Here is an 11831-nt window from a genome sequence, read left to right as displayed (position 1 = left end):
TAGGGCGGAGGTACCTGTTGCGCGAGCCGTTTGCAGTGCCGTGGAAGACCCTATATAAGCCGAGGTGCCCGGAAGCGGCCGGTCGGCCCGTACCGGTCGCATGGGGTGAAAATCCCCTCTAGTACAAGCACATTAGCGAGGAAGACCGATGGCGCAGCTCCTCATGCCGAAGGCGACCGCCGTTTGGCTGGTCGAAAACACCACCCTGTCGTTCAAGCAGATCGCGGAATTTTGTGGACTGCACGAGCTGGAAGTCCAGGCGATCGCCGACGGCGAGGTTGCGGGCGGTATGCAGGGCCTCGACCCTGTCGCGAACGGTCAGCTTGAGAAAGACGAGCTGACCAGGGGCCAGGCCGACCCGAACTACATGCTTCAAATGGCCAAGCCTTCGATTCCGCTGCCCGAAGCGCGGACCAAAGGTGCGCGCTACACGCCGGTCGCCAAGCGCAGCGATCGCCCCGACGCAATCGCGTGGCTCCTCAAGAATCACCCGGAGTTGTCCGACGCGCAAATATCGAAGCTTGTCGGCACCACAAAGAATACGATCGAGGCGGTACGCGACCGGACCCATTGGAATACGCCAAACATCAAGCCTCAAAGTCCCGTGCTCTTGGGATTGTGCGGTCACGAGGAGCTGGAAAAAGCCGTGCACAAGGCACGCGCACGCTTGCGCAAGGCTGCCGAGGATGGTGCACCCCCCCAAGATACTGCAGCCGAGGAAAAGGCAGAGACCTGATGGGGCCGATCACCGCCGCGATCGACCTAATGCAGTAGCTGCCCGGATGCAGTCCGTGGCCGGTTCGCTTTAGCCTTCGTCTACCAGACGCCGGAAGCGGTCCAGTGGGATTTCCGCAATCGCGGTTATCTCAACCATCAGGTCCGGATGGTAGAGACGCGCGATTTGGACGGTCGTCGTCACAGGGTAGGGTGGCGCGAAGAATTTCCGCCGGATGTCTCCCGTTGCCATGAACTCCTCGATGTCGGTCACATAATGGGTCAACGACACAACGTCGCCCATCGTTCCGCCAACACTTGCAAGGACACCCGCGATGTTCTCGAGCGTCTTGCGCGTCTGCGCGCGCATGTCACCCTTCCCGACAATGTTTCCGTCCCGATCGAGAGCGACTTGGCCCTTAAGATGCACGATTCGTCCGCCCCCGAGTGCAACGGCCATCGAGAACGGACCGAAAGGTTGCCACAGATTGGGTGGGTTGAAACGATCGGCCATGGCGAGGGCGTAAGGTTACGGTCGTGCGGTCATGGCGTTGGCTAGCTCTCCCGCGCCTTGGCATAGCCGATCGCGTCGAGTGCCGCTTCGATCTCGGGCAGGGCAGCGGGATCATCGATAGTCGGCGGCACCTTGAAAGACTCATTGTCCGCGATCTTTTGCATTGTCGAGCGAAGGATCTTGCCCGAGCGCGTTTTAGGAAGGCGCAGGACCACGGTGGCGCTCTTGAATGCCGCAACGGGCCCAATCCGGTCGCGCACCATCTTGACGACCTCCGCGACAACCTCGCGGGGGTCGCGCTTGACACCCGACTTGAGGACGAGAAAGCCGAGCGGCACCTGGCCCTTGAGCGGATCGGCGACACCCACCACGGCGCACTCCGCGACGTCGGGATGGGAGGCAAGCACTTCCTCCATTCCACCCGTCGATAGCCGATGGCCCGCAACGTTGATGATGTCGTCTGTGCGCGCCATCACGAAGATGTAGCCATCGTCGTCCATGAAACCCGCATCGCCTGTTTCGTAATAGCCGGGATAGCGCGAAAGATAGGCTGTCTTGTATCGCTCGTCCGCTTGCCAGAGGGTTGGCAGCGAGCCCGGCGGCAGGGGCAGCTTTACCGCGATCGCGCCGATCTGGCCGGGTTTGACCTCGCGGCAGTCTGGATCGAGGATCCGCACGTCGTACCCGGGCACGGCCCGAGTGGGCGAGCCGTATTTCACCGGAAGGTGCTCGATCCCCATGCAGTTCGCTGCGATCGACCATCCAGTCTCGGTCTGCCACCAATGATCGATGACCGGAACGCGAAGATGCTTTTCAGCCCATTGCACCGTATCCGGATCCGCCCGCTCGCCCGCGAGAAAGAGAGTCCGGAAGGGCTCGAGGTTGTATTTACCGATAAGCGCGCCGCCAGGGTCCTCGCGCTTGATGGCGCGAAAGGCGGTCGGTGCGGTGAACATCGCCGCAACGCTGTGCTGCGAGATCACGCGCCAGTAAGCGCCTGCATCGGGTGTGCCGACAGGCTTGCCCTCGTAAAGGACGGTGGTGTTGCCGTGGATGAGCGGGGCATAAACGATATAGGAGTGCCCGACGACCCACCCAACATCCGATGCAGCCCAATAAACTTCGCCAGGCTCGACCCCATAGACGTTCTTCATCGACCAATTGAGTGCGACAAGGTGTCCGCCGTTGTCGCGCACGATGCCCTTGGGTTGGCCTGTAGTACCGGATGTGTAAAGTATATAGAGCGGATCGGTTGAGGCGACTGGCACGCAGGGATACGGCGCCGCATCGGCCGCGGACGCCCAATCGATATCGCGTCCCGGCGTCATCGCCGCCTTGGCTTGTGGACGTTGCAGGATTACGCAAATCTCGGGCCTGTGCTTGGCAATGCGAATCGCGTCGTCCAGCAGCGGCTTATATGGAATGACCCGATTGATCTCGATACCGCAGGAAGCCGATACGACGGCCTTCGGTTTGCAGTCGTCGATGCGCGTTGCGAGCTCAGCCGCGGCGAAGCCACCGAACACCACGGAATGAATGGCGCCGAGCCGCGCGCACGCAAGCATAGCGATCGCTGCTTCCGTCACCATCGGCATGTAGATGATGACCCGGTCGCCCGCCGTCACCCCATGCGCGGCGAGGAGGCCAGCGAACTTCGCTGTAAGGTTCCTGAGCTCGCGGTAAGTATGGCGCTGAACCGTACTTGTGACCGGGCTGTCGTAAATGAGTGCCAACTGTTCGCCACGTCCGCCGTCGACGTGCCGATCGAGAGCGTTGTGGCAGGTATTGACCAATCCACCCGGAAACCACCGATAGAAGGGCGCCTTCGAGGCGTCCAGCACCTTGTCCCATTTGCGGATCCAGTCAATTTTGCTCGCGGCGTCAGCCCAAAAGCCCTCCGGATCGCTCAAGGAGTGCCGATAGATCGAATCGAACCGCTCGGTCACCATCATTCTCCCTTGTGCGGCGCGATAAGCAATTGCAACGTTACCCCCGAACAATGAGGGTCCAGGGTATTTGGGATGTAGCATTATTCTTTCCTTACGTCATGAACTGATCGGACATACGACACTTTGGATCGATGCCGGCGGTTGCCGAGATATCATGCATGGCACCATATTTGCGGCACCGCCGGCCTGGGCCCGACCAAAGTTCCTGCCATCTTCGTCTTGACGACAGCAAGAATTGACGGGCAATGCCTTGGCTGCTACGTGCTGCGGGCTGAACGGGAGCTACGGCCATGGAGAAGAGTTCCGCCAACCCCTACGAACGGGGTCTCGACAAGAACGCGGCGAACTATGCGCCACTTACTCCGCTCGGCTTCATCGAGAGAGCCGCTGCGGTGCATCCGACGCGTAACGCGGTGGTTTACGGGACCGTCCGGCGGAGTTGGGCCGAAACATACGCGCGCTGCCGCCGTTTTGCGTCAGCTCTGACGAAGCGCGGGATTCGCGTCGGCGATACTGTCGCCGTCATCGCGCCCAACATTCCGGCGGCGTTCGAGGCGACATTCGGTGTGCCCATGTCCGGTGCGGTCCTCAACGCAATAAATACCCGCCTCGACGCTGACACGATCGCATTCACCCTCGAGCACGGCGAAGCGAAGCTGCTCATCGCCGATCGGGAATTCTCGCCAATCGTGGACCGAGCGCTCGCCAAGCTCGGCCGCACCATTCCAGTGATCGATATCGACGATCCTCTCACAGAAGGCGGAAAGCGCCTCGGTGAGACCGATTACGAGTCATTTCTCCTTGAAGGCGATCCCGATTTTGCGTGGAGCCCTCCCATCGACGAATGGCAGGCAATCGCCCTCAACTATACGTCGGGGACGACGGGGAACCCAAAAGGGGTCGTCTATCACCATCGTGGTGCCTATCTGAACGCACTCGGTGAAATCATCGTCTGGGGCATGCGCGGCCAGCCCGTCTATCTCTGGACACTGCCGATGTTCCATTGCAATGGCTGGTGCTTTCCATGGGCAATCACCGCATTGGCCGGAACCCATGTGTGCCTGCGTCGGATCGATGCCAAGGCAATGTATGACGCGATCGCGGATCATGGTGTTACGCATATGTGCGGCGCACCCATCGTGATCGGTATGCTCATCAACGCGGACCCGCAGGAGCGTCGAGATCTCGGCCGCAAGGTCGAGTTCATGACCGCGGCAGCCCCGCCGCCGCCGGCAGTGCTCGAGGCGATCGAAGGCCAGGGCTTTCATGTGACCCATGTCTATGGGCTGACAGAGGTCTATGGCCCAGCCACCGTGTGCGACTGGAAGGACGAGTGGAACGGTCTGCCTAACGTTGAGCAGGCGGCCCTCAAGGCGCGCCAAGGCAATCGCTACCCCGTGCTCGAGGGACTCATGGTCGCCGACCCACGCACGCTCGCACCTGTCCCACGCGACGGCCGCACGATGGGAGAAGTCTTCATGCGCGGCAATATCGTGATGAAAGGGTATTTGAAGAATGCAAAAGCGACGCAGGACGCTTTCGCCGGCGGATGGTTCCACACCGGCGATCTGGGCGTGTGGCATCCAGACGGCTATATCGACCTCAAGGACCGTTCGAAAGACATCATCATCTCGGGTGGGGAAAATATTTCGACGATCGAAGTCGAGCAGGTGCTCTACCGCCATCCCTCTGTGCTCGAGGCCGCCGTCGTGGCGCGTCCGGACGAGAAATGGGGTGAAACGCCTTGCGCGTTCGTGACATTAAGGCCGGGCGCCTCCGCGAGCGCAGAGGAAATCATCGCGTTCTGCCGCGACAACATGGCGCGCTTCAAGGTGCCCCGCACCATCGCCTTCGGTCCGTTGCCGAAAACGTCAACGGGCAAAATCCAAAAATTTGCGCTGCGCGATCGGGCGAAGTCGATCAAATAGCTGAAGGGGGTATCATAGAAAATAGCGACGCCGACTTGCGGGTCCGGTCAGACCCGCCGGAGTAGTTTTGGAATTAGAACGCCGGGCCTTTTTTCGGGCTTCGGACCGGCTAGTGCCTGCTCATGTAGGCAATCTCGTCCTTGATCTTCAGCTTTTGGCGTTTGAGGTCGTGAATTCGGACATCGTCTGGATGGGGTCGGTTATTCTCTTCCTGTATCGCGTCGTCTAGTGCTGCGTGTTTTGCCTTCAAGGCCTCAATCCGCTCCATGACATTCACCGGACACCTCCTTTGCATAAGGGTCGGGGGCTCGACCAGGGCATCCGTCCGTATCTGGTCCTGGTCCATGCGAAATGCTACGCCCGTTTTACAAACGGCGCCAGCACGCCGTGAAATCGCGCAGATCGCCTCGCGTGGCGAATCCGAAATTCGCCATATCTGGGCGCGGGACCGGGAGCGAATTTCGGATTCAAAGCCACACTAGTAATATGTTGTATCTAGTGTGGTATTCGGATTTGAAGTTCCTAAACGCGGATGCCACCAAATGACAGGAACTTCAAATCCACGGCACTAGGGTTTCGTCGGCGGGGATGAGGTGGCCGCCCGTTCGCACTCTGTGATGCTTCCCGCAAGCAAAATCTCCAGATCGCTCACGTCTTGATCGTCGAGTTTTGCGCCAGCGCTCGCCAAATAGCTGCGCATATTTTCGAGTGAACACGCAATACGTTCATCTCGCGTAGCATTCTCGCGCGATTGTGGCAATGGCAGCTGATAAAGCATGATTTGTTCGATATGTTCGGCCTCGAGTTCTACGGCCTGAATTTTTCGGCGAAGCGGCTCCACACGCCGTACCGACGCTCGCTCGGGGTTCGCCCTAAGGTATTTTCGAACGGCACGCAAGGAACGCACCACCTCGCAATGCCAGCGTTCGACCTCTGCTGTCGCGCGCAAAAGACCGTTGGCGTCGAGCGTGCGGCATCCCTCCACACCCAGCCAGCAGCAATAGAGCAGAAAGTTGACGTCGGCCCCATGGCGCTCTTGCAGTGCTAAGCAAGCGGCTGCCACCCCCTCGCGTCCATAGACTGCGACCGAAAAGTCCCAAAAGGGGCATTCAGGAAATTGGTTCATACCGATTTGGCAAACGATATGCTGAGGCCCTGCGCGTGCACCTATCGTTCTGTCCAATCCCGGGCCACTTGTCCATTCCTCCTTCAGGCCGGCCTGTCGAAATCGGGCCAAGGGCCGCTGGAACTGAGGTGAACGGTCGCCCACTCGAAGGCCTGCTTCAGCAGCGACGCCGGTGGCGGCTACTTCCGGCATTCCGCTTGGGGCCAGGTTTTTGTAAAATCGGCGTTCGAGCGATCGAGGAGCGGATGACCGGGGGTAATGATCTGAGCGAGGACGAGATTCGGGCGCTCAAGGAGCGTCTTGCAGCCCTCAGGAGCGAGCATCGAGACCTCGACGAAGTAATTGCCAGGGTGACCGAAGCCGGCGTCTACGATCAGCTTATGTTGAAACGGCTCAAGAAGCGCAAGCTCTCGCTCAAGGACCAGATCGCGAAGGTCGAAAGCCAGCTTCTTCCCGACATCATCGCCTAGCGCCGGATGGCCGGGAAGAGAACTCTAGTGCGGTGGATTCGAAGTTCCTAGCATTTTGGTGGCATCCGCGTTTAGGAACTTCAAATCCGAAAACCACACTAGATGCATCGAGCGGCGGGATCTCGGCACCTCAAACTGCCGCACCTCCGCCCGTTCGGCTCTTCTGGGAATACATGGCCCTGTCAGCACCCTCGAGCGCTTGATCCACGTTTTCCTCGGGGCGGATCTGATAGCTGCCGCACGCGGTCCGCAGTACCAGGCTTTGACCCCGGTACTGGAGCGGAGCCGCCGCGACGGCGGCTGCAAGCTGTGTTGCTTTCTCGGAGGCCTGCTTGGCGTCGGAATGAACGAGGATGACGCCGAATTCGTCGCCGCCGAGGCGGCCTACTACATCGGATGCACGCACGTTCGCGATCAAAATGGACGCCACATGCGCCAACGCAGCATCGCCGGCGCCATGACCGTGGACGTCGTTGATCGTTTTCAGTTCATTGAGGTCGAAATAGATGATGCTGCAGGGAACTTCGTGGCGGCGGGCGTAGCTCAAAATGCGAGAGAGCTCCCGCACAAAGGCGCGGCGATTGACAACGGGGACGAGTGTGTCTTCGTCGGCAAGGCGCTCGAGATATCCCACTCGGCGTTTGGCTTCATCGAGTTCCCGGCGAAGCGATTCGACCTCCGCAAGAAGCGCCATGATCGCCTGGCGTACCCGCGGGGTAAATTCCGCTTCCGAGATGCCAGAGATTGTTGCGATATCGGCGATGGACGATGCCTTTGGGGTGCCGCCTTTGGCACCCGAGGCCACTCGGGCGCCACCGCCAGCGTCACCTGTGCTTCGCGCGCCGATCTTCCCTTCGATCTTCATGGCTAACCGTCGAGCCTCGTCGCCGTCGGCCATTAGGGCCGCGTGGAACCGGAGTCGCACCTTTTGTTACAATACCACGAGAAACGTTAAATCGGATGGCCGCGCGATAAGCCACGCAAGCCGCGCGCTAGCATGCTTGCCAGCCGGGTCGTGCCCCCTATAATCGCCCTCCTTCGTGGACCGGCCCTGCCTTTCGGCGGCCGGACGGATAAGGGGCAAGGTCTTGAACACGCGGGCAACGAAAAGGCGAACCCCGGCAAGAGTACGCACGCGGGCCGGCTCAATCGCTAAAGATAGGAACGCCCCGCCCGTCGTCGGCATCATCATGGGGAGCCAATCGGACTGGGAGACGATGCGTCACGCCGCCGATATGCTCGCCAAGTTGGGCGTGCCGCACGAGACGCGAATTGTCTCGGCCCATCGCACGCCAAAGCGGCTGTTCGCGTACGCCGATAGCGCGCGCCAACGCGGGCTCAAGGTGATAATCGCTGGAGCCGGTGGGGCAGCACATCTCCCGGGCATGACCTCGGCGATGACGCCACTGCCCGTCTTCGGCGTTCCGGTCGAGAGCAAGGCGCTCTCCGGTCTCGACAGCCTCCTCTCGATCGCGCAGATGCCCTCGGGCATACCCGTCGGCACACTCGCGATTGGCAAGGCGGGTGCGGTCAACGCGGCACTTCTCGCCATTGCCGTCGTGGCGCTCGGCAATCCCGTCGTGGCGAAAGCGCTCGATCGCTATCGCGCCATGCAAACAGCCGCAGTCGAGGAAAGACCAGCGAAGCGATAATGAGACATTGAGCGGTTTTTGAGAAATGACGGCTGACGAAAAAACGACGATAAAAGAAAAAATTGCAAGCGCCGCGATCGGGCTAGGTCCTCTGCCGCCGGGAAGCCGTATCGGCATCCTTGGTGGGGGCCAGCTCGGGCGGATGATCGTACTCGCCGCAGCTCGCCTCGGCTATCGCAGCCACGTCTTCTGTCCCGCATTGGACGAACCCGCACTCCAAGTCGTCGAGGCACGCACTATTTCGGCGTATGACGACTTGAAGGCAATCGATGCCTTTGTCGACTCGATCGATGTGGTCACATTCGAATTCGAAAACGTCCCGTCGATGGTGGTCGAGCGGATCGGCGACAGGGTGCCGACGCGGCCCGGCTGGAAAATCCTTCACATCGCCCAAAATCGCCTGCGCGAGAAGGATTTCTTGCGTGGAATCGGCGTGCCGACCGCCGATTACCGCGAGATCACCGGTACAGACGGACTCCAGCGGGCGATTCGCGACCTCGGTACACCGGCTGTGCTCAAGAGTGCTTCATTCGGCTATGACGGCAAGGGTCAAGTTTTGATCAAGCCTGACACGGACCAGCGCGAGGCCTGGGCCGCAATGGGCGCGAGCATCGGCATTCTCGAGACCTTCGTCGACTTCATGACTGAAATCTCGGTGATCGTGGCGCGCGGTCTCGACGGTCGGATGGCGACCTACGATCCGGTCGAGAATTGGCACGTGAATCATATTCTCGATACGACGATAGCTCCCGCTCGGATCGACGCGCGCCTTACGATGCAAGCCGAAGCATTGGCACGGCATATTGCCGAGGCACTCGACCTCGTTGGACTCGTGGCGGTCGAAATGTTCGTTACGCGAGATGGCCGACTCCTGGTCAACGAGTTGGCGCCTCGCCCGCATAATTCGGGGCATTGGACGATCGACGCCTGTGTTACGAGCCAGTTCGAGCAAACGGTGCGTGCGGTGTGCGGGCTTCCACTAGGCGCGACTGAGCGCCATTCGAATGCCACCATGAAAAACCTCATCGGCAACGAGGTAGAAGATTGGCTGAAGATCCTCGCCGAACCGACAGCCAAGGTCCATCTCTACGGCAAGGCACACGCGCGGCCGGGGCGCAAGATGGGTCACGTCACACGACTTATGCCAAAGCGGTGAGGTGAAGGCGGTGCCTGAGCGGGTTTGACGCGTCTCAAATTCCGCCTTGGAGTCAGCGCATCCGGTGCCGGCGCCCCGGCGCGAACCTCATGAGATCGAGAGGCGACGGGAGCGAGCTAAAACGCTCGCGCAGCTTGCCAACGAGTTTTGGGACTCGCATTACTTCATCGATCCGGCGCTCGAGAAAAGACCAGCTATCGGCATTTTCAGGCGAATGATCGTTGAGCCAATAGGCGAGCGTTGCCGAGTAAACGCCGGCCAGTAGACCGCGTTTGGTGTAGTAGTTGAAGTCGGTTGAGTTGTCGCCGACCGCATACCAGATCGCATCGACGGTGCGCCATACGGTCTTGGCGGCGAGCGGCAGGTTCTGAGGCAGCGCCAGGATGGCAAGGGCGCGCTGGATTGCCTCCCGGTGCGGCGCGCTCATTTCCAGGCGTGCGCGAACCGCAGCGGAGATACGCTCGTGCACGCGCATGGAGCTCAAATCCATTTTCTCGATCGTGGCCAGCATCGCGGCGTCGGCCGCCTCGGCCGCACAATCGATGGCATCCGTAACGCCGCCTGGAAAGGCGTCGAGTGCCATCGCCGAGGGATAACCGGCATCCTCGGCACCTCGGACCAGGGCTTTCTCGGTCCAACCGTCGAACGGAACGTGGGTGAGTGTCTTTTCCAGGATGCGTGCACGCATCGTGCCGATATCCTGAGTCGTTGATTTGTGAGCGCGACTCATATTGCCTCCTCCACAAGAGGTGGTGCGAAGCGGCGCATTTCCTCGACGAAGCCGAATCGGGAAAAGTCACTGACGCGCGCGGGATAAAGGACGCCGTCCAGGTGGTCGCACTCGTGCTGCACTACGCGCGCGTGAAAGCCGGCGGCCTCGCGTTCGATAATCTTTGCGTCGAGCCCCGCCGCACGGTAGCGAATACGGCGATATCTCGGAACCGCGGCCATCAGGCCGGGTAGCGAAAGGCAGCCCTCCCAGTCGGTAACCTTTTCGGGGCCGAGCGGTTCGATGGTCGGATTGATGAGCACCGTGAGCGGTTGAGCCTCGTCGCCCTCGTCGCCAGTCAGCCGGTCCGCCAAGACCTTGAAAACGACAACGCGGAGCGGGACATGGACTTGGGGGGCCGCTAACCCTGTGCCGGGCGCATCTTCCATGGTTTCGATCATGTCGTCGACCAGACGGCGGATCTCGGGTGCTGTTGGGTCGACAACGGGCCGGGCCGGCTCACGAAGGACGGCATGGCCCATGCGGGCGATCTTGAGAATGGCCATGACGCTACTATGCGTCGGCTGGCAGGCTGCGGTAAAGCGGGCGAATCGCGTTGTCGACTTTCTGTCGTCGAAAAGCGGGCTACGACTATGGCGTCGCGGCCACAGCCCGTGGTAACCCTGTGGAACTAGGCGCTTTCGCCCTTCACAGGGGCAGGCGCATGTGCTAGAACCCCCGCCTTTAGCGGAAAGTTCGGTTGGTCCAACTTCGTTTGGAAGGAGGAGTTGCCCTGGTCCAAGTGGTCGTGCGCGATAACAACGTCGATCAGGCGTTGCGAGCGCTCAAGAAGAAGATGCAGCGGGAGGGAATCTTCCGCGAGATGAAACTACGTCGCTCCTATGAAAAGCCGTCGGAGCGCAAGGCTCGCGAGCGGGCGGAAGCGGTGCGTCGAGCCCGGAAGCTGGCGCGAAAGCGCGCGGAACGCGAAGGCTCGTAGTCCGGTCCCCGGCTCGGGGATCGCATTTGGAAAATCTCTGTTTCCCATTCGGATCGCCCCCGGACCAATGAGCCGGGGTTGGCGGCGTTGTCGGGCTCCGATTTCCGTGCACGGAGAAGGATCCATGACCATCCTCCAAACAAAAGTCGCCGCCCGTAAAGGTCTGCCGTTGGCGGATTTCGATTCGAACCTCATCGTATTCTGTCAATCGCGCAATGATGATACCATGTGGGTGTGCGATACGCGGGAAATCGCCGCGCATCGCCATTGTCGGGTGCTGGCTTAATTTCCACTGCCACGCCAAGGTCCAGTCGCAATTTTGCCGCAATGGTTCGATAGCTTGGCAATGGTTCGACAGGAAATTTACACCTTGTCCGCGGATGAAACCGTCCGTTTCGCCACCCTCCAACCTTCAGCTCGGCATGCGCCCTCTTTTTTCGCGAGTGTGTGCAAGGTCCGAGGCTCCGCGTGAGATGTATCTCCCATGACCCCGAAATCCCGTCTCTCACTCAAGCTATTGCCGATTGTCCTGGCGTTGGTCGCCGCCGTCGCGTATTTCGTCGCCGGGCAGCGGGGCAACGAGGTCCCGCTTGCCCCACCTCCCCAGGCGGGT

The 11831-nt window shown here is 60.5% G+C and carries 14 protein-coding genes; 7 read left to right on the top strand and 7 right to left on the bottom strand.

Annotated elements, in window-relative coordinates; genetic code table 11:
* Positions 1–148: 148 nt before the first annotated feature.
* A complete protein-coding gene (locus tag VEJ16_12305) occupies positions 149–736 on the top strand; it encodes a cell cycle transcriptional regulator TrcR (protein ID HYB10446.1) in 588 nt (195 codons plus the stop codon).
* 69 nt (positions 737–805) lie between these two features.
* On the opposite strand, the gene VEJ16_12300 is transcribed toward VEJ16_12305, so the two are convergent.
* Together VEJ16_12300 and VEJ16_12295 are read right to left on the bottom strand one after the other, a co-directional pair.
* Positions 806–1228, bottom strand: a complete 423-nt coding sequence (locus VEJ16_12300; GenBank protein HYB10445.1) for a RidA family protein — start codon at positions 1226–1228, stop codon at positions 806–808.
* A 41-nt stretch (positions 1229–1269) separates the two neighbouring features.
* Complete coding sequence (locus tag VEJ16_12295; protein ID HYB10444.1) at positions 1270–3174, bottom strand: propionyl-CoA synthetase; 1905 nt, start codon at positions 3172–3174, stop codon at positions 1270–1272.
* Positions 3175–3467: 293 nt separating this feature from the next.
* Here VEJ16_12295 and VEJ16_12290 point away from each other — a divergent pair, with 293 nt between their 5' ends.
* Positions 3468–5105, top strand: a complete 1638-nt coding sequence (locus tag VEJ16_12290) for an acyl-CoA synthetase (protein HYB10443.1) — start codon at positions 3468–3470, stop codon at positions 5103–5105.
* 109 nt (positions 5106–5214) lie between these two features.
* Here the strand turns inward: VEJ16_12290 and VEJ16_12285 are convergent, their stop codons facing one another.
* Together VEJ16_12285 and VEJ16_12280 are read right to left on the bottom strand one after the other, a co-directional pair.
* Positions 5215–5373: a YdcH family protein gene (locus tag VEJ16_12285; GenBank protein HYB10442.1), complete on the bottom strand. Its 159-nt coding sequence runs from the start codon at positions 5371–5373 to the stop codon at positions 5215–5217.
* 300 nt (positions 5374–5673) lie between these two features.
* Entirely contained in the window at positions 5674–6231 is a 558-nt protein-coding gene (locus VEJ16_12280; protein ID HYB10441.1) for a TIGR02444 family protein, read from the bottom strand.
* A 245-nt stretch (positions 6232–6476) separates the two neighbouring features.
* Here VEJ16_12280 and VEJ16_12275 point away from each other — a divergent pair, with 245 nt between their 5' ends.
* The gene (locus VEJ16_12275) at positions 6477–6701 is read left to right on the top strand and encodes a DUF465 domain-containing protein (protein ID HYB10440.1); all 225 of its coding nucleotides are present in this window, start codon (positions 6477–6479) and stop codon (positions 6699–6701) included.
* Positions 6702–6831: 130 nt separating this feature from the next.
* On the opposite strand, the gene VEJ16_12270 is transcribed toward VEJ16_12275, so the two are convergent.
* Positions 6832–7599 (bottom strand): GGDEF domain-containing protein, encoded by a 768-nt coding sequence (locus VEJ16_12270; GenBank protein ID HYB10439.1) that lies wholly within the window; start codon positions 7597–7599, stop codon positions 6832–6834.
* A gap of 292 nt (positions 7600–7891) precedes the next feature.
* Here VEJ16_12270 and purE point away from each other — a divergent pair, with 292 nt between their 5' ends.
* Together purE and VEJ16_12260 are read left to right on the top strand one after the other, a co-directional pair.
* Positions 7892–8353: a 5-(carboxyamino)imidazole ribonucleotide mutase gene (purE, locus tag VEJ16_12265; GenBank protein ID HYB10438.1), complete on the top strand. Its 462-nt coding sequence runs from the start codon at positions 7892–7894 to the stop codon at positions 8351–8353.
* A gap of 25 nt (positions 8354–8378) precedes the next feature.
* The gene (locus VEJ16_12260) at positions 8379–9509 is read left to right on the top strand and encodes a 5-(carboxyamino)imidazole ribonucleotide synthase (protein ID HYB10437.1); all 1131 of its coding nucleotides are present in this window, start codon (positions 8379–8381) and stop codon (positions 9507–9509) included.
* A 52-nt stretch (positions 9510–9561) separates the two neighbouring features.
* Here VEJ16_12260 and VEJ16_12255 read toward each other — a convergent pair whose 3' ends face one another.
* A complete protein-coding gene (locus VEJ16_12255) occupies positions 9562–10197 on the bottom strand; it encodes a COQ9 family protein (protein ID HYB10436.1) in 636 nt (211 codons plus the stop codon).
* A 38-nt stretch (positions 10198–10235) separates the two neighbouring features.
* A complete protein-coding gene (def, locus tag VEJ16_12250) occupies positions 10236–10784 on the bottom strand; it encodes a peptide deformylase (GenBank protein HYB10435.1) in 549 nt (182 codons plus the stop codon).
* A gap of 194 nt (positions 10785–10978) precedes the next feature.
* Between def and rpsU the strand changes: the two genes are divergently transcribed.
* Both rpsU and VEJ16_12240 read left to right on the top strand, forming a co-directional pair.
* Positions 10979–11218 (top strand): 30S ribosomal protein S21, encoded by a 240-nt coding sequence (gene rpsU / locus VEJ16_12245; GenBank protein ID HYB10434.1) that lies wholly within the window; start codon positions 10979–10981, stop codon positions 11216–11218.
* A gap of 124 nt (positions 11219–11342) precedes the next feature.
* Positions 11343–11504, top strand: a complete 162-nt coding sequence (locus VEJ16_12240) for a hypothetical protein (GenBank protein ID HYB10433.1) — start codon at positions 11343–11345, stop codon at positions 11502–11504.
* Positions 11505–11831 lie beyond the last annotated feature (327 nt).

This window comes from Alphaproteobacteria bacterium (assembly GCA_035625915.1).
Classification (GTDB): Bacteria; Pseudomonadota; Alphaproteobacteria; order JACZXZ01; family JACZXZ01; genus DATDHA01.
This window is presented reverse-complemented; position numbering and strand designations above follow the sequence as displayed.